At 45.3% G+C, this 18681-nt stretch carries 23 protein-coding genes; 11 read left to right on the forward strand and 12 right to left on the reverse strand.

What is annotated here, in order from left to right:
• Positions 1 to 23: 23 nt before the first annotated feature.
• Entirely contained in the window at positions 24 to 536 is a 513-nt protein-coding gene (locus R7Z77_RS17320) for a DUF2799 domain-containing protein (protein WP_005374970.1), read from the reverse strand.
• Positions 537 to 795: 259 nt separating this feature from the next.
• On the opposite strand from R7Z77_RS17320, the gene R7Z77_RS17325 reads away from it, so the two are divergent.
• The 5 genes from R7Z77_RS17325 (at position 796) to R7Z77_RS17345 (ending at position 4910) form a co-directional block, all read left to right on the forward strand.
• Positions 796 to 1506 carry a response regulator gene (locus R7Z77_RS17325; protein ID WP_213967489.1) on the forward strand — a complete coding sequence of 237 codons (711 nt, stop codon included), beginning with the start codon at positions 796 to 798 and terminating at the stop codon, positions 1504 to 1506.
• Positions 1506 to 2948 carry a two-component system sensor histidine kinase CreC gene (gene creC, locus R7Z77_RS17330; RefSeq protein ID WP_213967488.1) on the forward strand — a complete coding sequence of 481 codons (1443 nt, stop codon included), beginning with the start codon at positions 1506 to 1508 and terminating at the stop codon, positions 2946 to 2948. The genes R7Z77_RS17325 and creC overlap by 1 nt, the downstream gene beginning before the upstream one ends.
• A 75-nt stretch (positions 2949 to 3023) precedes the next feature.
• The gene (gene creD, locus R7Z77_RS17335) at positions 3024 to 4364 is read left to right on the forward strand and encodes a cell envelope integrity protein CreD (protein WP_171344809.1); all 1341 of its coding nucleotides are present in this window, start codon (positions 3024 to 3026) and stop codon (positions 4362 to 4364) included.
• Entirely contained in the window at positions 4351 to 4779 is a 429-nt protein-coding gene (locus tag R7Z77_RS17340) for a DUF2809 domain-containing protein (protein WP_171344810.1), read from the forward strand. Before creD ends, R7Z77_RS17340 begins: the two co-directional genes overlap by 14 nt.
• On the forward strand, positions 4776 to 4910 hold the full coding sequence (locus R7Z77_RS17345) for a hypothetical protein (RefSeq protein WP_255201262.1): 135 nt from the start codon (positions 4776 to 4778) through the stop codon (positions 4908 to 4910). Before R7Z77_RS17340 ends, R7Z77_RS17345 begins: the two co-directional genes overlap by 4 nt.
• Before the next feature lie 109 nt (positions 4911 to 5019).
• On the opposite strand, the gene R7Z77_RS17350 is transcribed toward R7Z77_RS17345, so the two are convergent.
• Positions 5020 to 5694 (reverse strand): fructose-6-phosphate aldolase, encoded by a 675-nt coding sequence (locus R7Z77_RS17350; protein WP_025768603.1) that lies wholly within the window; start codon positions 5692 to 5694, stop codon positions 5020 to 5022.
• Positions 5695 to 5952: 258 nt separating this feature from the next.
• On the opposite strand from R7Z77_RS17350, the gene R7Z77_RS17355 reads away from it, so the two are divergent.
• Together R7Z77_RS17355 and R7Z77_RS17360 are read left to right on the forward strand one after the other, a co-directional pair.
• Positions 5953 to 6894 carry a glycyl-radical enzyme activating protein gene (locus R7Z77_RS17355; RefSeq protein WP_171344811.1) on the forward strand — a complete coding sequence of 314 codons (942 nt, stop codon included), beginning with the start codon at positions 5953 to 5955 and terminating at the stop codon, positions 6892 to 6894.
• A gap of 2 nt (positions 6895 to 6896) precedes the next feature.
• Complete coding sequence (locus R7Z77_RS17360; RefSeq protein ID WP_318136773.1) at positions 6897 to 9338, forward strand: formate C-acetyltransferase/glycerol dehydratase family glycyl radical enzyme; 2442 nt, start codon at positions 6897 to 6899, stop codon at positions 9336 to 9338.
• 84 nt (positions 9339 to 9422) lie between these two features.
• Here R7Z77_RS17360 and R7Z77_RS17365 read toward each other — a convergent pair whose 3' ends face one another.
• Positions 9423 to 9968 carry a TetR/AcrR family transcriptional regulator gene (locus R7Z77_RS17365; protein ID WP_053303877.1) on the reverse strand — a complete coding sequence of 182 codons (546 nt, stop codon included), beginning with the start codon at positions 9966 to 9968 and terminating at the stop codon, positions 9423 to 9425.
• Positions 9969 to 10066: 98 nt separating this feature from the next.
• Between R7Z77_RS17365 and R7Z77_RS17370 the strand changes: the two genes are divergently transcribed.
• The 4 genes from R7Z77_RS17370 to R7Z77_RS17385 all read left to right on the forward strand — a co-directional run bounded on the left by R7Z77_RS17370 (position 10067) and on the right by R7Z77_RS17385 (position 11613).
• Complete coding sequence (locus tag R7Z77_RS17370) at positions 10067 to 10540, forward strand: HPP family protein (protein WP_005374998.1); 474 nt, start codon at positions 10067 to 10069, stop codon at positions 10538 to 10540.
• A gap of 138 nt (positions 10541 to 10678) precedes the next feature.
• A complete protein-coding gene (locus R7Z77_RS17375) occupies positions 10679 to 10894 on the forward strand; it encodes a TIGR02450 family Trp-rich protein (RefSeq protein WP_005374999.1) in 216 nt (71 codons plus the stop codon).
• Positions 10895 to 11006: 112 nt separating this feature from the next.
• The gene (locus tag R7Z77_RS17380) at positions 11007 to 11384 is read left to right on the forward strand and encodes a PH domain-containing protein (RefSeq protein ID WP_005386881.1); all 378 of its coding nucleotides are present in this window, start codon (positions 11007 to 11009) and stop codon (positions 11382 to 11384) included.
• 10 nt (positions 11385 to 11394) lie between these two features.
• Complete coding sequence (locus tag R7Z77_RS17385) at positions 11395 to 11613, forward strand: DUF6500 family protein (protein ID WP_154204019.1); 219 nt, start codon at positions 11395 to 11397, stop codon at positions 11611 to 11613.
• Here the strand turns inward: R7Z77_RS17385 and R7Z77_RS17390 are convergent.
• The 9 genes from R7Z77_RS17390 to fliD all read right to left on the reverse strand — a co-directional run bounded on the left by R7Z77_RS17390 (position 11610) and on the right by fliD (position 18241).
• Positions 11610 to 11897: a hypothetical protein gene (locus R7Z77_RS17390; RefSeq protein WP_005375002.1), complete on the reverse strand. Its 288-nt coding sequence runs from the start codon at positions 11895 to 11897 to the stop codon at positions 11610 to 11612. The two genes, R7Z77_RS17385 and R7Z77_RS17390, sit on opposite strands and share 4 nt — an antisense overlap.
• A 77-nt stretch (positions 11898 to 11974) precedes the next feature.
• Positions 11975 to 12970, reverse strand: coding sequence for a flagellar motor protein MotB (locus tag R7Z77_RS17395; protein WP_213967594.1), 996 nt, complete (start codon positions 12968 to 12970; stop codon positions 11975 to 11977).
• Positions 12970 to 13827 carry a flagellar motor stator protein MotA gene (motA, locus tag R7Z77_RS17400; protein WP_005375006.1) on the reverse strand — a complete coding sequence of 286 codons (858 nt, stop codon included), beginning with the start codon at positions 13825 to 13827 and terminating at the stop codon, positions 12970 to 12972. The genes R7Z77_RS17395 and motA overlap by 1 nt, the downstream gene beginning before the upstream one ends.
• Positions 13828 to 13837: 10 nt before the next feature.
• Complete coding sequence (locus tag R7Z77_RS17405; RefSeq protein ID WP_318136774.1) at positions 13838 to 14566, reverse strand: FliA/WhiG family RNA polymerase sigma factor; 729 nt, start codon at positions 14564 to 14566, stop codon at positions 13838 to 13840.
• Positions 14567 to 14578: 12 nt separating this feature from the next.
• Complete coding sequence (gene fliL, locus R7Z77_RS17410) at positions 14579 to 15079, reverse strand: flagellar basal body-associated protein FliL (RefSeq protein WP_005375011.1); 501 nt, start codon at positions 15077 to 15079, stop codon at positions 14579 to 14581.
• A gap of 22 nt (positions 15080 to 15101) precedes the next feature.
• The gene (locus R7Z77_RS17415) at positions 15102 to 16175 is read right to left on the reverse strand and encodes a flagellar hook-length control protein FliK (protein ID WP_213967596.1); all 1074 of its coding nucleotides are present in this window, start codon (positions 16173 to 16175) and stop codon (positions 15102 to 15104) included.
• Positions 16172 to 16492 (reverse strand): hypothetical protein, encoded by a 321-nt coding sequence (locus tag R7Z77_RS17420; protein ID WP_005375013.1) that lies wholly within the window; start codon positions 16490 to 16492, stop codon positions 16172 to 16174. Before R7Z77_RS17420 ends, R7Z77_RS17415 begins: the two co-directional genes overlap by 4 nt.
• A complete protein-coding gene (fliS, locus tag R7Z77_RS17425) occupies positions 16476 to 16862 on the reverse strand; it encodes a flagellar export chaperone FliS (RefSeq protein WP_005375014.1) in 387 nt (128 codons plus the stop codon). Before fliS ends, R7Z77_RS17420 begins: the two co-directional genes overlap by 17 nt.
• Positions 16863 to 16894: 32 nt before the next feature.
• The gene (gene fliD, locus R7Z77_RS17430; protein ID WP_005375015.1) at positions 16895 to 18241 is read right to left on the reverse strand and encodes a flagellar filament capping protein FliD; all 1347 of its coding nucleotides are present in this window, start codon (positions 18239 to 18241) and stop codon (positions 16895 to 16897) included.
• Between the last annotated feature and the right edge of the window lie 440 nt (positions 18242 to 18681).

Below are 18681 nucleotides of genomic sequence, written 5' to 3' on the forward strand. Positions count from 1 at the left end.
TTTAGAAGCTAAATCCAATCGATTTAGAAATTCAGATTCAAGTTGATGGTTGGCGACAAGAGGCTTGAACGCTCGTCAGCCAATCGCTTTCTCTTCTCTTTCAGTCTCTTGGCATTATCTTTGTCTGGATTGCCATCAAGCTGATTATCGATGACCGAGATTTCAGTATCGATTTGTTGGATGCGTTGCTGGCGTTGATATTCTTGATGACCTAACTGGTAGTTCTCAATAAACTCTTTGCTGCTGCATACACCGTAATATTCTTTGCCTTCGATACCGACAGTGTACCCATTGTCTGGTGAGCAATATTGGATAGTGCCTTTATCAAAGCCTTCTTTCCATTTCGCTCGGTCGGGTGTCACACCCGCTTCACCACAGTCTTCGGTATAGCTATTGATAATGTTTGGATCGTTGCCATCTCGGCCATCTTGATAACCTACGTTGTACCAGTTCGCCGTTTTGCACTCATCCGGAGACATGCTGGCGCAACCTGAGAGCAAAGTCAGTAAAGCCAGGGGGATTAGCGCTCTTTTCATCAGTGACTGTCCTTTAAATAAAATCGAATTGATAACTTGAGTTTAAAATGAACACTGTTCATATCAATGGTTGAAATCATTGTATTCACAATTGTGGTGACTCATTAATCTAAGTGATAAATTTATTATGCTGAATAGAAGTGTGTTTGATTAGTATTATCCACGAACTGCGCCTTTGCTGCATCAATCCACTAGCCTTGGCCCCAAATTAAGTGATAATACCAACATAAAGATAAACACCGTCAATGAGGCTAAGACATTGAGCGAACAACCCACCGTCCTTATTATCGAGGATGAATCTGCTATCGCAGAGAACCTGATTCATGTATTAGAGATGGATGGCTACCACGCAGAGTGGTTTACAACAGCAGGAGAGGGCTTAGCTTTTTTGCAGCACAACTCCGCAGCGTTACTTGTCTTAGACGTAGGCTTACCGGATGGCAATGGTTTTGAATTATGCAAAACCATCCGTGAGTTTTCTGATATTCCCATAATCTTTCTCACCGCAAGAAGCGATGAAATTGACCGCGTAGTCGGTTTGGAAATTGGCGCGGATGATTACGTGACTAAGCCATTTAGCCCGCGCGAAATGTTGGCTCGCATTAAACTTCGAATCAAAGCTAAAGCGCCAATGATGGAGGACAAACCAGAGCCTGTAGCTGTTCCAGAACAACCTCCATTGAACCATGATTTAGTTGCGCAGAACTTCGACTACGGTGTTGGCGGGCAAATGCTTGGGCTGACCGCGGTGGAGTTCAAAATCCTCGATAAACTGATTTCTGTCTCTTCCAATGTATTGAGCCGAGAGCAACTTATGGTCGCTGCTGACATGGCGCCGGAAGCTGCATACGAGCGTAATATCGATACCCACATCAAAGCCATTCGCCATAAGTTGAAGCCGTTTGAGATGTCTGAACGCATCTGTACCAAACGTGGCTTTGGTTACTTTTACTGCATTAAAGGTGAATGATGAATCGCTGGCCGAAGATCCCGCTTGGACTCAGACTGTTTTTTCTCTACTTCATCTTAGTCGGGATGACGGCTTACATGGTGAGCAAAACGGTTGTCCAAGAACTTAAGCCAACCGTGCGCCAAACCACCGAAGAGACGCTAGTGGATATGGCGAACTTACTCGCGGTATTGGCGGAAGAAGACGTCGCGAATGACAAGTTGTCTGAGAGTCGCTTCTCCAAACTATTAACGGCTTATGGACAGCGAGAGCCTCAAGCGCGCATTTGGGAAATCGGTAAAAAAGCGATTAACCATCGAATTTACATCACCGATAAACAAGGCATTGTGATTGCGGATTCTTGGCAGCAAGACGTAGGCAAAGACTACTCGCAATGGAACGATGTTTATCTCACGTTGCGTGGTCAATACGGCGCGCGCAGTACCATCGAAGACCCGAAAGATCCGCTCTCAACCGTTATGCACGTGGCTGCGCCCATTTACCACAAAGGTGAAATCATTGGCAGCGTAACGGTGGCAAAATCCAATCGCTCAGTACAACCTTTCATCGATCTTTCTAAACGCAATGTATTGTTTTGGATGGTGTGGATGAGTGGTTTAGTGCTATTGGCAGGAGCATTATTTGCTTGGCGAATTCACTCGGCATTGAACAAGCTAGAAGACTACGCGACCAAAATGGGTGAGGGTGAAAAGGTCTCTAAGCCGACATTTCGTATCTTTTATGAGTACGGCACGCTAAGCGACGCATTGGAGAAAATGCGCAATCAGCTCGATGGTAAACAATATGTGGAAGAGTACGTACAGACGCTGACTCATGAGCTGAAAAGCCCGTTATCAGCGATTAAAGGCGCGAGTGAAATATTGCAAATGCCGTTGCCTGAAGAAAAGGTCACGCGCTTTGCTGGCAACATTGAGCGAGAGAGCGATCGCATGCAGTCATTGATTGATAAGTTGCTAGAACTTGCTCGTCTTGAAAAGCGCCCTGAGCTAGAGCAAGTCGAAGCTATCTCGCTAGAACAAATGGTCAATGAAGTGGTTGAGTCGGCGGATGCGCGTTTGAGTGCTAAGTCGGTCACTGCCAACATCCAAATTGATGACCATCTCTCCGTACTTGGTGATGCCTTCTTACTGAAACAAGCCGTTTTTAACCTGATGGACAATGCGCTGGATTTTGTTCATTCAGAGGGATGCATTGAATGGAAAACTGAGGTCACGAAAGAAAAGGTGTGCCTGTCGATTTTCAATTCAGGTCCTCACATTCCCGACTATGCAATGCCTCGTTTAACCGAGCGCTTCTACTCCCTCGCTCGGGAAAATGGTGTTAAGAGCACTGGGCTCGGGCTTAATTTTGTTGAGCAAGTGATCAAGCTGCACAAAGGTCAGTTGCAAGTCGAAAACGTCGATGCTGGCGTGAAAGTGACCCTGATTTTACCAACTCCATAGAAACTCCACATTAGCTCCATTCATTCTCCAAATTGCTGATTTAGATTACTCCCATCAGCAAATGGAGAATGAAACATGAAAAAGATCCTCAATAACCAACTCGGCACGAAGTTCGCCTTCGTGCTGTTTTTGTTTGTCTTACTGCAAATCCCGCTTTCAATGGTCACAGGGCTGATCTCAGAACGCTCATATCGCCAAGATGAAGTCAGAAACGACATCGCACGCAGCAGCAGCGGCGAACAGCGCATCATTGGTCCATTCATCATGGTTAACTACACCGAAACCAGTTACCGAGATGACAAAGTACAGATTAAAGAGCGTCGTAAATTCCTCCTACCTAGCACTTTTGATATGAGCGCGAATCTGGACAGTTTTGAAAAGTACCGAGGCATTTACCGCGCGCGTTTATACAAAGCACAAGTGGCACTGAAAGGCACTTTTGATGCAGACGAACTCGCGGCGTTGCAGGGGCTTGATATTGACAACATGAGCCTAGTCGTTGGCATTGAAGACAGCCGTGGATTGATTCGTTTGGATGACATGACCATGGCGAGCTCTGATATCGAAGTCGCACCGGGAACGGGGTTAAATCAGTTACCACAAGGCTTCCATAGTGATCTGACACTTGCAGACCTAAACCCAGCACAACCTTTGGCTTTCGATCTTAACTTCTTGCTGCAAGGGATGGGTCAGCTTCAAGTCATACCAATCGGCAGCCAAACAACGGTTGAACTCTCTTCAACTTGGGCGCATCCAAGCTTTATCGGTGATTACTTACCGGTGTCGTCAGAGGTATCTGAAGATGGATTTAATGCACAGTGGGCGAGCAATAACTTCTCTACCAATATCGCGCAGCTGTTCCAAAGCTGTTTGTCATCGAATCACGCTTGTCACGAGCTTGAACAGCGACAAATGGGCGTAGATTTGATTGACCCCGTGGACCACTATTTGAAATCTCATCGAGCTGTGAACTATTCACTGTTGGTTATCACATTAGTGTTTGCGAGTTTCTTCTTGCTGGAGCTGTTCCAAGCGCGTCCGGTTCACCCAGTACAATACGGTTTTATTGGTCTGGCTTTAGCGCTTTTCTATCTATTGCTGATTTCGATGAGTGAACACCTCGGCTTTAACTGGGCGTATGTGGTGTCAGCAGTCGCATCGACGGGGCTTTTAAGTGTGTATGTGAGCGGTATGTTGAGCAACACCAAACACGGCGCGATATTCGGAGCGTGTTTACTTACTCTCTACGGATTACTGTTTGGCTTGCTACAAGCAGAAAGCTACGCATTGGTCATGGGTACATTACTGTGTTTTGCGATTTTGAGCTTCACTATGGTTATTACACGCAACATCGACTGGTACGCACGAAATAAGAAAGCAGAAGAAAGTGCAAAGGCGAATCATGAAGATCTTTAAACGAGTCACTCTTACTGGTCAACCAAGCAATATGGTGGAAGAAACGTGCGCTATCCACCTGCGATTTTCGGTAAAAAATGGACTGAAAAGCTTGGTGTGTTTTATCGCATTGGTCGTTATTGCGCTCTATGTTCGAGACAGCTTTATTCGTCCGACAGTTGGTGATGTTCTCGTTGTGGTTTGGCTCTACTACTTTCTTGCAAGTATGTTATCTATGCCCGTTAACTGGCTGGTTTCATTGGTGGTGTTGATTGCGTTTGCTGTCGAGTTGGGGCAATTGCTTCAGGTCGCAGCTTGGCTTGGTATCGAATCTTCATCGCCTCTGGCTGTAATTTTGGGCGCTACATTTGATTGGAAAGATCTGCTGGCTTACTGCATCGGAGGTCTACTGTGTTGGTGGATGGAAAAGAAATGAAAACCGAGATGAAAGCCATTGTACTACCAGACCGACTTCGACATTCCAAACGAGGTATTCGTAAGAGGCTCAAAATCAGTTTACTCAAGCGCGTGTACCTTTGGTCACTGACCAATAGAGAACTGCTGTAAACCTCACCTCTTTATATGAAATACAAAAGGGAATCTTAAACTCACCGGCGCACAGGGTGAGTTCAGATTCCCTTTATTGTTAACTAAGAAGTCTAGCTGCTACTTTTAATTAGCTTTCAAATGAAAGTTTCTCGCCGAACGTCTCTTTCCAGTCTTTATCGAATTGTTCAACCGCCGGTTTTACTGCTGGGTGAGCGAACATTTGTGCCGCCACATCGGTTGGTAATGTAATGGCTTCGATGCCTAGTTTCATCACCTCCATCGCTTGTTGAGTGTTTTTGAAACTGGCTGCCAAAATCTTCGCTGGTAGTTGGTTTTGATCGAGCAACAATTGAAGATCCGCGACCACTTCAACACCGTTGCCGTTCATCGCATCAATGCGGTTTACGTAAGGTGCTAGGTAGTCAGCACCGCACAGTGCCGCTAGGAAACCTTGTTGAGCTGAATAGATAGCGGTAGCAAGAACCTGAATTCCCTCTTTTTTCATTAGCTTAATTGCTGCTAAGCCGGTTTCTGTTGCTGGCACTTTTACCACTATGTCGTAAGGCAATTCATTCAGTTGGCGCGCTTCTGCCACCATACCTTCGACGGTTGAACTCACGACTTGAGCGTGAAAGCGAGGTGTACCGCCAAGTGCTTCTTGCATGCCTGCTAGGGTTTCATTCAGTCCCTGTTTTGACTTCGCCAAAATGCTTGGGTTTGTCGTCACGCCTTTTAGCGGTAGGCACTGGTTAAAGCGTTTTACTTCTGCCACATCAGCAGTATCTAAATAAAGTTCAATCATGGTTTCTACCTTAAACAAAATCTTCGTTTTGATGATGGGATCACTATAGATCTGACAATCGAACGAGATCTTGATTTTGATCAATTGAAATTTCATTTGAAGCTATAATAATTTCATTAAATGAAAGCTGAGTGAAACTTGTAAACGCTCAAATGAAGCTTTCAGTTCGAACAAAGAAAAACCGCTCATAAGACTTAACCAGTAAGAAAGAAACGAATTAGGTACACAGCGGTAGCACAGACCAAGAGGCAAGCAGAGATGTATTTCAATATCCAACGATTCTCTACCCATGATGGCGATGGCATTCGTTCCATTCTTTTTCTTAAAGGATGCAGCTTGTCTTGCCCTTGGTGTCAAAACCCAGAAAGCCGCAGCGAAAAGCATTCACTGTTGTTTGATCAGCGAAGCTGCATGGAAGATTGCCAGCTGTGCGTTTCTGCTTATCAAGCCACAACTCAATCTACAGCGGATAGTGAAACGGTGGGTGATGGTATTCAACGTATCGACAACCAGATCATCATTAATCGCAAAACCATCAAAGAAGACCAACTGATCGCGCTTCGAAACGTCTGTCCTACGCAAGCACTGACTGTCTGCGGTGAAGAAGCAAAATCAGACATGCTGTTCGACACCTTGATGAAAGACAAACCTTTCTACGACCAAAGCCAAGGTGGCGTGACCTTCTCAGGTGGTGAGCCTCTCATGCAAGCGGATTTGGTGGCAGAACTCGCGCAGCGTCTGCATGACAACCAAGTCTCTACCGCTATTGAATCGTGCATGCATGTGCCGTGGAAGAACGTCGAAAAAGCCGCGCCGCATATTGATTGCTGGTTGGCGGATTTAAAACATACCGATGAAGAGAAGTTTCTTAGCTGGGCGAAAGGTTCACTAAAACGCATCAAAGACAATTTCCGAAAACTGGCACCTATCGCGAAACGCATTGTGATTCGCGTTCCAGTGGTACCGGGGTTCAATGACACCATCGAAGAGTTGAAAGACATCATCGATTTTGCGGCTTCACTAGAAAGCTGCCAAGAACTTCACTTGCTGCCGTACCACACGCTCGGCATCAATAAATACCGTTTGCTCGATATGCCTTACGAGTGTTCTGACAAGCCATTAAACAAACCAGAACTGCTAGAAAGCGCCATGCAATACGCAAGCGAAAACACCCAATTTAACGTGATTGTAAGAGGTTAACTATGGACCTGAATTACCTTCCTGAGCGTATCAAAGCGCACAAATCGGCACTGGTAAATATCGTAACGCCACCTGTCTGTACCGAGCGTGCAGAGGCATACACTCGTGCTTATCAAGCAAACGAAGACAAACCTGTAATTGTCCAACGTGCGCTAGCACTGCAAGAGCACTTACGCACTCGAACGATTTGGATTAAACACGATGAATTGATCGTCGGTAACCAAGCAAGCAAAGTGCGCGCTGCGCCTATTTTCCCAGAATACACAGTGCGTTGGATTGAAGCGGAAATTGATGAGCTAGCCGACCGACCAGGTGCTGGCTTTGCTGTCACTGAAGAAGATAAGCAAAGCATCCACAGCATCACACCGTATTGGCGTGGTAAAACCGTTCAAGACCGTTGTTACGGCTTGTTCACTGATGAGCAGCAAGAAATCTTAGCCAGCACCATCATTAAAGCTGAAGGCAACATGACTTCGGGTGACGCGCACCTTGCGGTGGATAACGAGAAAATCCTTAAGCTAGGCATGAACGGTTTGTTAGAGGATGTTCGTCAGCACCGTGTTAACAATGATGTTTCGACCTTTGAAGGCTTGAAGAAAGAGCAGTTCTACAAGTCGGTCGAAATCGTGCTGCTTGCGATTCAAGACCACATAGTGAGCTACTCTGAATTGGCGGCAAAAATGGCGTTAGAAGAGACGCGCCCGCTACGCAAAGCTGAGTTAGAAAGCATTGCGGCAAACTGTCGTCATGTCGCGAGCCACGCACCAGAAAACTTCTGGCAAGCACTGCAATTGAGCTACTTCGTTCAGTTGATGCTACAAATCGAATCGAATGGTCACTCGGTTTCTTTCGGTCGTATGGACCAGTTCCTCAACGAATTTTATGTTCGTGATATCGAAAACGGCACAATTGAGAAAGACTTTGCATTAGAGCTTTTACAAAGCTGTTGGTTGAAGCTGCTTGAAGTTAACAAGATTCGCTCTGGTGCGCACTCTAAAGCCTCCGCAGGTTCTCCGCTGTACCAAAACGTGTGTATTGGCGGTCAGAAGTTGAATGAAAAGGGTGAGCCAGAAGACGCAGTGAATCCACTTTCTTGGGCGATTCTGGAATCTTGTGGCCAGTTACGTTCGACGCAACCTAACTTAAGTGTGCGTTACCACGAAGGTTTGAACCAAGAGTTCTTAATGGGTTGTATCGAAGTGATTAAGTGCGGCTTCGGTATGCCTGCGTTCAACAACGATGAGATTGTCATTCCTGAATTCATCAAGCTTGGCGTAGAGAAAGAAGACGCTTACAACTACGCATCTATCGGCTGTATCGAAACGGCGGTTCCGGGCAAATGGGGGTACCGTTGTACGGGCATGAGCTTCATTAACTTCGCTCGTATCTTGCTTGCTTCATTGAACGAAGGTGTGGATGCAACAACGGGTAAAGCTTTCTTGCCGCACGATAAGTCATTAGCAAAAGGCAACTTTGAGAACTTTGAGCAAGTGACAGCTTCTTGGGCAGAGCAAATCCGCTACTACACCCGTAAATCGATTGAGATTGATACAGTCGTCGACAGCGTGCTTGAACAGCAAGCGCAAGACATATTCTGTTCAACGCTGGTGGATGACTGTTTAGCTCGCGGTAAAACCGTGAAAGAAGGTGGCGCGAAATACGATTGGGTATCTGGCTTGCAAGTCGGTATCGCAAACTTGGGTAACAGCCTAGCCGCCATCAAGCACCTTGTTTTCGATGATGCGCAAATCACCCAACCCCTTATCTCACAACAACAACAGCTAGCAAAAGCATTGGCTGAAGATTTCGACGGCATGGAGAACGAGCAGCTTCGCCAACGTCTTATCAACTTTGCACCAAAATACGGTAACGATGATGACGCAGTAGACCAACTACTGGCAGACGCGTACCAAGTGTACATTGATGAGCTAGAGCAGTTCGTTAATACACGTCATGGGCGTGGTCCAATTGGCGGCGGTTACTACGCAGGTACATCAAGTATCTCGGCAAACGTCCCATTCGGTGCTTCAACCATGGCAACGCCAGACGGTCGTAAAGCGAAAACGCCATTGGCAGAAGGTGCAAGCCCGTCATCTGGCTCAGACCGTTTAGGTCCAACGGCAGTGTACAACTCGGTTGGTAAGATTCAAGCGAATAAGATCCTTGGTGGCGTGCTGCTTAACCAGAAGTTAAGCCCTGCAGCGGTTGAGTCTGAAGGGGATAAGCTCAAGCTTTCTATGTTGATTCGTACCTTCTTCAACCACCACAAAGGTTGGCACGTGCAGTACAACATCGTCTCTCGTGAGACCTTGCTAGCTGCGAAGAAGAACCCTGAACAATATCGTGATCTTGTTGTGCGAGTTGCAGGCTACTCAGCGTTTTTCACCGCGCTATCACCAGACGCGCAAGACGACATCATCGCACGCACCGAGCACGAGCTGTAAGTAGACTCACTAAGTAAAACAAAAGGCACCGATTGGTGCCTTTGGTTTGAATACTTAATCCGCAAATGACTATACCTGACCGCATTACAGCTTGTGCAAAATGGTCACGCATTTTTTCGTGACGTTGTCGTACTCTTTCGTCATGTAAGCGGTAGTGATCGCGCCCTCTTTCATGATGCAAATGGCATCGAGTAATGCAGCGTTGTCTGATTTGAGATAGCGTTGAATTAGCTCTCTGACTTGCTGCTTATGGTAGCGGCAATACGTTGCGATCTCGCCACTGTCGTCACTGAATTCCGCGGACGTATTGATGAAAAAGCAACCGCGAAACTCGCCCAACTTTTCTTCAGAGCCATGAAACCAGCCGTTGAGTGCTGTAAATAACTGATCGATCACCTCCGCGCACGTTTGTGCTGAAGAAAGCTTTTCCTCCAACCATTCCATAAATACTTGGTGGCGTTGTTCTAATGCGGCGATGATAAGCGCTTCTTTGCTCTCAAAATGGTTATATAGCGTGCGTTTAGCCACGCCGGAAACATTGAGGACTTCATTGATGCCAATAGAGTTGATGCCTTGTTTATAAAACAGTGACAAAGCTGTGTCGATCAATAACTGTTTCTTTTTGTTCATAACTACGTCCTCAAAAAGTTCCATAAACACATATTGACAAAGGTAGACAGATTTGTCTATTTTATTTTGTAGACAATTCGGTCTACTTTGAGGTGTTTATGAATAATTTAATTTTATCGTTGGTTGCCGGGCTTGGCGCTACGTTGGCTATTGGCGTATTGTCCTACGCTGAGGTATCACTGACTGAGGTTGTACTCCTGATGGCACCATTTGGTGCTACCGCAGTACTGGTGTTTGGGGTGCCTAGCAGCCCTCTCGCTCAACCAAAAAACGTGATCATTGGTCACTTCATTACGGCATCTATCGGTATTGCGTTTAGCCAGTATGTTGACGTCACGCCGGTCACGCTCGCGATTGCGACGGGGCTAGGTGTGTCTGCGATGCTGATTACGAAGACCACTCATCCACCTGCGGGGGCAAATCCAATTTTGATCATGGCGTCTGGGCAGGGATGGAGTTTTCTCTTCACGCCTGTCCTGATTGGCGCGGTAGTGATTGTTCTGGTCGGTAAAGGGTTACAGTTGCTACAAAGTCAGTACTTAAACCCTCGACTGAATGGTCAGAAGACCTAGTCGGATTGTAGTTAGAGCCGCGAAAGGGAGTGATCTCTTTTGCGGTTTTATCTTTTGTCGGTTTGCAAAAACAAAATCTGATTCTCTCTTGGTATTCAGTCGTATACATCAACATGGTAGTTAAATTGGTACAATGCGATGAACAGAATCCACCCTAAGAAACTATTGCACAGTAAATGGACGGCAATTTCACCTAAAAACAAAGAGAAGCATTTTGTCGTGACAGAAATGGAACTAGATGAAGATGGTAACGTTGTGAGATGTGTCATCGAGGCAGTCATGAGTAAACGCGACCGAGAGATGAACTGGCAAGACCTAAAAGACTCTGAGCAATGGATGCAAGGGTGGAAGTGAGTGACGCTTCGTTGTTGGGCGAATCAAGCAGAAACGTGCGTTGCGAGTAGGCAAAAGTGGTGCTATCTGATACGTTGATAATTCGTTCTAACGCCCACTCAAAGGATTAATTATGATTGATTTCGACAATTCCTCTGTATTTAAGCTTAAGCCGATTGACGTTTCTAATGCCAGAGAAGACTTCCTTAAGTTCTTGATTGATGGTGAGACTATTTTCGCTGCTTTTAAAACAGTTCGTGACCAAGTGGTGTTTACGAACAAGCGAGTGATAGCGGCAAATGTGCAAGGGATTACCGGCTCAAAAGTGGATTACACTTCTTTGCCTTACAGTAAGATCAATGCATTTTCTATCGAGACCTCTGGTACTTTTGATTTGGATTGTGAAATCGAGTTCTTCATGAGTGAGGTGGGAAGAGTGCGTTTTGAAATTAAAGGCTCGTTTGATTTGATTTCTTTCAACCGTATGGTTAGTGAGTATGTACTAGGTTAAGGGATTAGAAATGAGAGCTTCGCTGAGAGACAAAATTATAGAGGTCTGTGACAAAAAGCTCGCGAGTAAAGGTGAATTGGTTGGTCTCTCATTTTATGCGTTTTTCGCTAATAAAAATGACGACCCAGAGCTGTTGATGGAAGCGGCTACGTGGTGGATTCAGACTCATCAGCTCGACCACTTCGAAAAAGCAGTAAAAGTAAAATCAATGGTCGAGTCGGGGAGCTAAATTAAAAAAAAGAAGTAAAGAAAGCAGACAAATGCTAATAACGTTGCGGACAAAACAGGGTAGATAATGTAAGAGTCCTGCTTGTTGGTTCGTTGAAAACATAGCGAAACAAGTAAGACGTTATAAACTACAAGTAACAAGCTGATCATGGTTCCGCTGTTTAATGTCATACTTGATAGCTGAGTTAAGAAAAACGCCAATAAAAGGTAATCGAAGACAATGAGCCATAAAAAGGCTTTCTTCAGTAAGTCGCTTTTTCTTTTTTCGGATGATGTTATGTGCATATAGAACTCAACTAAAAAGTCACAGTAACAGAGGCTTTGGTTAGAGAGGTCACCATCAGAGTGGTGACCTTTTAAGATTATAATTCTTGAATTTTTACTTCGCTGGTGGCGGTATCGCCGGAGTAATTGATGACTTCTTGACGAATGACTGGTTGGTTGAATTCAGCCTTATCTTTCGCTTTTTGCAGTTCGCTTTCTTGGTGGTTGCCAAAAAGGGTCTCAAGCACTTTAGCGGCAGGAGTCGTTAAAACAAACAGCTCAATACGACGGTTTTCGCTAGAATCTGGCTCATCAGGATTAAGCAGCGCTCTATCTGACATACCCGTTACCTGCATTACTCTATCATCCGGCATACCGCCTTCAACTAACGTATTTCTTGCTACGTCTGCTCGAGAGGCTGATAACGCCCAGTTAGATTGACGACCAAAACGCTTTTTAAATGGAATTGCATCTGTGTGTCCGCTGATGATCAGAGGGTTGTTAACACGATGAAATACAGGTGCTAGTGCGAGCAGTAAATCTTCAAAAAAAGGAGTAAGTTCTGCACCACCACGGCTGAACATATGCTGTTTGTAATCATCTTGAAGGACGATACGCAAACCTTGTGATGTCACCGTGACGTTTACATTTCCCTGCGCATTAATTTGGGCAGTCATTTGCTCAATTACTTTCGCTAGTGCGGCAAGTTGCTCTTGAGTATCGAAGTTACCAGGAATCAAAGAATCAATTTCTGGTCCATCCCCATCACCTTTGAAGTAAGAGCTTACCACATGGTTGGAGTTGTGTTTACTTGGCACAGAAGAGTCCTGTGCCAAGTCGATAGGAGAAATACTTTGTGACGTATCAAATGGGTTGCCGTAACTCTTGTCGAATACGCTTGAACTATGCAAGTGGGCAACAATCGCTTTACGCTCTTCTTTGTCTACCACCTGCATAACCCAAAGTACAAGAAACAGCGCCATTAGGGCGATCATGAAGTCAGCAAACGCGACTTTCCACGCGCCGCCATGAGACGACTCATCATGGCTGTATACTTTGGCACGTTTGAACACTACATGCTCTTGTTTTTGCATTATCCCTCCTGTTCAGCTAACCACTTCTCCATTTGGTTGAATGTTGGTTTGATGTCTAGCTGAATATGTTTACGACCAGCGTCAATGGCGAGCAATGTCGGCTTTTTCGCTACGTAGGCAACCAAGGTTGCACGAACGCACTCAAAAGCAGTCATATTACGTTTTACTCGCTGAGCCATGGCGTTACTTAGTGGATCTAAGCCACAGTAACAACCGAAAATACCAATGAATGTACCAACGAGAGCTGCCGCAACGTGATACCCAATCATAGCGATTGAGCCATCAATAGCTTGCATGGTGATAATAATGCCACCAACTGCTGCAAGAATACCGAAGCCAGGTAGTGCTTCTGCTGTACGCTGTAGTGAGCGTGAAGGTAAAAGCATTTCGTTCTGTATTGCTTCGATTTCTTGCTCTAGCAGTCCCTCTAATTCATGAGGCGACATCTGTCCCATTGCCATTAAACGTAAATTGTCAGTAATGAAAGAAATTAGGCGATGATCTTCTGCGATCGTCGGGTAAGCGAGGAACATAGAGCTTTGCTCCGGAGCCTCAATATGAGAATCCAGAAACTTGTATCCGCGGTTTCTCGCTGTCTCTAGCAAGTTGTTGAGTAGTGCCATTAATTCCATGTAGTACTCATGCTCTTCCGTTGGACCTTTAATGGTCGCTGGCACTTGTCGACGCATTTCTTTTAGTACATGAGGCGGATTACCGATGATCAAAGAACCAGCAGCGGCGCCAATAATGATAAGGAATTCGGCTGGCTGCCAGATAGCACCTAAGCTACCACCGGCCCACATATATCCACCGAAGACGCACACCAGGATAGTGAGCACTCCAAAAAACTTTTGCATCTTGTGACTCCTAAGAGGACATTAATTGGTTGAGTTGTTTCAGCGCTTGTTTGTGAAGCTGACATATACGAGGTGGTGTCAGATCCAATACCAGAGCTATTTCGTGTAAGTTGAGTTCATGTTGATAGAACAGAGTCAGGAGCAGTTGATCGCGCTTAGGTAACTTACCCAAAGCACTGTCTAAACTATAACGAATATGTTCATGTTCCATGCCATCGTATTGTCCGCCAATGTAGCTATCACCGCTGCTCTCCATCAGTTGGTCAAGGCTTTGCATCTCGCCTGCGAGAGCGGCATTTTGGCGGTTGTAATAATCTTGCTCATTCGTCCCTAAAGCCTGGATGATTTCGGCATCCGTTGGCATTCGACCTAACGTTCGAGTGAGATCTCGAGTCACGTCGTTGAGCTCGTGGGCTTGTTGACGAGTCTTACGTGAACGCCAATCTAGTCGGCGTAATTCGTCTAAAATAGCTCCCCGAACTCGACAAACGGCGAAAGCAGGAAAGTGAGGATCGTCAACATCGCCATATCGGCGTCCAGCCTCGACTAGAGCGATAAGGCCTATCTGCTGCATATCTTCAATACTACAGTGAGAAGTGGCATGAACGCGCAGCTGGTTAACTACGCGTTTTACCATGACCTGATGACGTTGTAGCAATGCGTTTTCATCAATTGGTCGTGACGGTGTTGTCACTTCCTCTTCTGTGGTGTAAGTGTCTTGTACATTCATGTCTAACATGGTTGTGCTCCGTTATTGCACAACATATTTAGTCAACAAAACATCGTCGATTTCTCGGACGATGTCTGTTTTGGCAAAAGCGAGTAGAAGCGTTTGCTTCACTTCGTCTTGCAGAATATCGATGGCACCCGCTTGCTGTAACTGATCAAACGTTTTGTCGCTAAACAGTTTTAATAGAGAGTTTTGTACCATAGGCATGTATTCATCGATCTCTTTGATACGCTCTGGACGGCGTGTCTCAATTGCCAGTTCTAGCATCACAAAGTGAGTCTGTTTCTTGCCTTTAACGGTCAAAACGACTTTGTCCAAAGGATGGAAGCTAGGACCTTTACTTGTCGGTTGTTCTGTGACCAAAAAAGACAGTGGAGAGTCTTCGATCAGTGAACCAGAGTCAGGTGACTCTTGAGCGTGTTTGTTTAAGTACCAGATTCCGCCCATAATTGTGACGGCCGAAACGAGGGCACTGGTGATGATCATGGCGATAAACAGGGCGATCATTTGTTGTTTGGTCATAACCTTTTTCCTCGAAGATTTACTAAGCTTGAGTGCTTAGCCAGTGTTCTGAATAGTTAGTTGTTGTCGTGGTTTGGAATGCACCAGATTCTCGTGCGGCGAAAATATTGGCGTCTTCTTCGTTTGCATGTGGGTCATTTCGACCTTGGTTTTGATCAGAGCCAACATTGACATCGACATGAACGAAGTTTTGCTCTTGTAACTCAGTACGCAATCGTTCCGAAACTTGCATTAAAGCTTCTCGTGTTGCTGCGGCATTGGCGTTGATGTGGACACTCAATCGGTCACCTTCAACACGTACAAGTAAATCCAATTTCCCTAAGTCTGGTGGGTCTAGGCGGATTTTTGCTTCTTGTACATTTTGTTGAGCTTGGAGCGTCACGCGATCATGTAATACTTGCATCATTTGCTCCCCCCACTTTCCGGCAGTGGTATCAACACGCACCGCTGCCCACTCAGAGCCTTGAGCTTGAACATGACTCGTCGCAACCGGTGAATGTGCAGATTGTGTTGTAGGGGCTTGTGCTTGAAGTAGAGATGCGGTTGGTTGCCCTTGAACAGGTTGATTCAAAAGAGTTTGAAACTCAGCACCGGAGATAGGCAAACGCGAACTCGATGAAGTCGGCAGACTTTGCTTCACATCTTGTTTTGATGATGTGTTTAACATAGCGTTAGACGAATCTTGAGTAACAGACTTAACTTCGCTCGCAGTAATTAAAGATGACGCTTTTCCTAGTTTCTCAGCCTGCTTCTCTGCCATGGTAATCATACCCTGGGTTAAAGCTTGAGCTTGCGCTGCAAGATCAGTCGATTCTGTTAACCCTGGTGTACTGGTCAAGTTGGCATCCGGATCTGAAGCTGAGCGGTCATCAGTATCAAAACCATGACTTTGTACTTTGTTTGCGTTGTTCAAAGTAGAGGCCGTAAGGTGAAAACTCGGTACCGCTGACGCAGAGTTAAAGTCTTGCTCACCATTCTGCTTGTTCCCTGATTTAAAACCATGAGAAAAGCCGTGTACCGAGTTCGCTTGCTTGATGTGACCCTCATTGTTAGCTGGCGAATTACCCGAGTGCTGAGTTGAAGAAGGTATGATCATTGAGTTAGCTCCATGGTCATTGCTAATTGATAGGCCATAGCGCGTTCTTGATGGTCATTGACCATGTTCATCTCTTTTTTCAACTCGTTGGTCGACTTCTCTAATACTGCGAAGGCATTAGCGTGCACTGTTTTCGCTCGCTGGATTTCAGGTGCAAGCTTAGGATCTTTCAAAAAAGGCTTGTGACTGATCAAAAGCTCTCGCAACTGCAAGTCGTACCGCTTGAGCGCATGCCAATCGGCCGTTTTTGCGGCGAACTGGATGAGCTGAGATAAATGACGGAATCGCTCTGGCGATACTTTATGCTTGTTGTCCAAAATTCATCCAACCTTCACGAATGTTACCCATTACACGCTCAACGTTAACCAAGCGATTTGCATCGTTTTGCACGCTAGCGTAATAAAGTTCGACTTGGCAGAAGTCATAAAGCTGGCGTAGGTTTTCCGCAATTTCACCGCCGTTTTCATCATCTAGAGCACTTGTTAGTCCAATCAAGATGTTCATGCATTTGTTGATTCCATTCCCTTTCTCGGCCAAACGATTTGCGGCTAGGTGGCCGCGAATACGTTCAACTTCATCGAGTAGGCCATCGATTAACATGATGACTAATTGGTGTGGATTTGCTGCTGCCGCTTGAGCGTCGAGATCGACTTGTTGGTACGAATCGTAACCAGAATCCATAAGCATGAATATTTCTCCTAAATTTGGAACCAAATGTCTTATTTTTGAGCATTAAACATGGACATGGTTTGGTTCATTTGGGTCATAATTGAATTCATTTGAGTGAATTGTTTGAGATAGCGGTTGTACGACATTTCGTACTTACGCTCTAAATTGGTTTGTTTATCTTTGATTCGGTCTAAGCTTGACTGTATTGCGTCTTTACGCGTGCTGAAGGTACCTGATGAGAATTTCAAGAAAGGCTCTACCATCGCGTCAAGAGAATCTAGCAAAGCGTCATCCCCATTAAACAACGCCTCTAAGCCTGCGCTGTTTGTTTGTTGAGCTTCTTTGAACTTTTCTTGATCAACTTTCATTTTACCGTTGCGGTCTAGGCTCACGCCGATTTCGCTTAGGCGCATACCATTGTGTTCACCTCGGATTAACCCCGTTAACTGACTCTCAATAGAACGCAATGTCGAGTCGCTAGCGAGCACGCCGCGTTTCTGATCTTCACCGCCAATTTGGGTGTACTGATCGATAGTCGAAACAAGGGCATTGTAGGTTTCCACAAACTTATCTAGTTGTTCTTTAGTGCCTTCGCTATCAGCTCCAATTTTTAAACCGATTGGAGAATCTCCCGCGGCTTGCGGTTTAGATACGGTAATGTCAACACCGTCGATGACACCTTCAAAAGTATTACTTGCGTTGGTTAGTTTCAGGCCTGAGTCTTTTGCACCTAGCCACATAACCGCATCTTGCGGAGCGTTGATTTGCTTGAGGTTGGTGAAGGCGTCTTCAAACCACGCTTGGCCAGTACCCGATGCAGATACGTTGATCTTATTTTCGACACCAGTCTCAGTGCTCGATAGCATAAAGTGTGTTTGACCATTCGAGCGAACTAGAGTGGCGTTAACGCCAGGGTTGTCCGTGTGATTGTTAATCGCACTGGCTAAATCGCTGATCGTTGCAGTGCCGTCACCATTAACATCAACGGAGGACAAGTCTAGAGTCATTGTTTCACCGTTGATGGTGAATTCTAAAGATCCAGTAGTTGGTACTTCTGTCGTCGCCTCAAGGTCTGCAGGCATTCCTGTAGATACTTGATGCGCCGTTGCCACTTTTTCTACAAAAATCTGATAGTTACCCGTTAGCGCTTTAGCATCCGCGTTTGCAGTAAAGTTACCTTCTTGAGAGAGTGTCGCACTGTTTTTGATGATGCTGTTTGTGCTGTTATTCATCTCTTTCATTGCAGTACGAAAATCACGTAGTGCGCTTTCAACTTTATTAAAAGCTGACAGTTGTGACTGGTACACATTAGCTTGCGCTTGGTAACGGTTTTTGAATGGGTTTGTGTCCAATTGTGCGAATTGGGTTGCCATTTTTACTGGGTCTAAAGAACTCATGAGGTGTGCTCCTCTCATCTCTTATTGGCTTGAATACTTTGAATGCTACGCCTTAGTTTAATTATCAGTGGCAAGATGCGTGCCGTATATTAAATTCAATTAAAACAAAGGTTTAAAGCTATTTTGTTTTCTTGGGAGGAAGTGGTGTTTCCACCTTGTTTGTTCCGCCTTCCTCCATGGAAAAAGTAATTTCCTTATAAGAAAAGGCGACCTAAACAAAGAAAATATTTAATTGTATTGACGGTTCTAATTAGGAGAGATGTTTTAATTAGACGTTATATTCAGCCTTTACTTCAGCTTGATTCAGATAATTCTTACAGAGTGCATTAATTGCGTTCTGATATTATTTTTGATAGTGCGATGGGCTTTGTTGCGTAATTCAGACGAGAAACCAAACCTCCTAAAGTTGACCGACTTTTATACAATATACTGAGTTTCAG

It is taken from the genome of Vibrio sp. 1401 (assembly GCF_033340295.1).

Coding starts and splice junctions, on each gene's coding strand:
- R7Z77_RS17320 (WP_005374970.1), bottom strand. CDS start 536: ATGAAAAGAGCGCTAATCCCCCTGGCTTTACTGACTTTGCTCTCAGGT.
- creC (WP_213967488.1), top strand. CDS start 1,506: ATGAATCGCTGGCCGAAGATCCCGCTTGGACTCAGACTGTTTTTTCTC.
- creD (WP_171344809.1), top strand. CDS start 3,024: ATGAAAAAGATCCTCAATAACCAACTCGGCACGAAGTTCGCCTTCGTG.
- R7Z77_RS17340 (WP_171344810.1), top strand. CDS start 4,351: ATGAAGATCTTTAAACGAGTCACTCTTACTGGTCAACCAAGCAATATG.
- R7Z77_RS17345 (WP_255201262.1), top strand. CDS start 4,776: ATGAAAACCGAGATGAAAGCCATTGTACTACCAGACCGACTTCGACAT.
- R7Z77_RS17350 (WP_025768603.1), bottom strand. CDS start 5,694: ATGATTGAACTTTATTTAGATACTGCTGATGTGGCAGAAGTAAAACGC.
- R7Z77_RS17355 (WP_171344811.1), top strand. CDS start 5,953: ATGTATTTCAATATCCAACGATTCTCTACCCATGATGGCGATGGCATT.
- R7Z77_RS17360 (WP_318136773.1), top strand. CDS start 6,897: ATGGACCTGAATTACCTTCCTGAGCGTATCAAAGCGCACAAATCGGCA.
- R7Z77_RS17365 (WP_053303877.1), bottom strand. CDS start 9,968: ATGAACAAAAAGAAACAGTTATTGATCGACACAGCTTTGTCACTGTTT.
- R7Z77_RS17370 (WP_005374998.1), top strand. CDS start 10,067: ATGAATAATTTAATTTTATCGTTGGTTGCCGGGCTTGGCGCTACGTTG.
- R7Z77_RS17375 (WP_005374999.1), top strand. CDS start 10,679: ATGAACAGAATCCACCCTAAGAAACTATTGCACAGTAAATGGACGGCA.
- R7Z77_RS17380 (WP_005386881.1), top strand. CDS start 11,007: ATGATTGATTTCGACAATTCCTCTGTATTTAAGCTTAAGCCGATTGAC.
- R7Z77_RS17385 (WP_154204019.1), top strand. CDS start 11,395: ATGAGAGCTTCGCTGAGAGACAAAATTATAGAGGTCTGTGACAAAAAG.
- R7Z77_RS17390 (WP_005375002.1), bottom strand. CDS start 11,897: ATGCACATAACATCATCCGAAAAAAGAAAAAGCGACTTACTGAAGAAA.
- R7Z77_RS17395 (WP_213967594.1), bottom strand. CDS start 12,970: ATGCAAAAACAAGAGCATGTAGTGTTCAAACGTGCCAAAGTATACAGC.
- motA (WP_005375006.1), bottom strand. CDS start 13,827: ATGCAAAAGTTTTTTGGAGTGCTCACTATCCTGGTGTGCGTCTTCGGT.
- R7Z77_RS17405 (WP_318136774.1), bottom strand. CDS start 14,566: ATGTTAGACATGAATGTACAAGACACTTACACCACAGAAGAGGAAGTG.
- fliL (WP_005375011.1), bottom strand. CDS start 15,079: ATGACCAAACAACAAATGATCGCCCTGTTTATCGCCATGATCATCACC.
- R7Z77_RS17415 (WP_213967596.1), bottom strand. CDS start 16,175: ATGATCATACCTTCTTCAACTCAGCACTCGGGTAATTCGCCAGCTAAC.
- fliS (WP_005375014.1), bottom strand. CDS start 16,862: ATGCTTATGGATTCTGGTTACGATTCGTACCAACAAGTCGATCTCGAC.
- fliD (WP_005375015.1), bottom strand. CDS start 18,241: ATGAGTTCTTTAGACCCAGTAAAAATGGCAACCCAATTCGCACAATTG.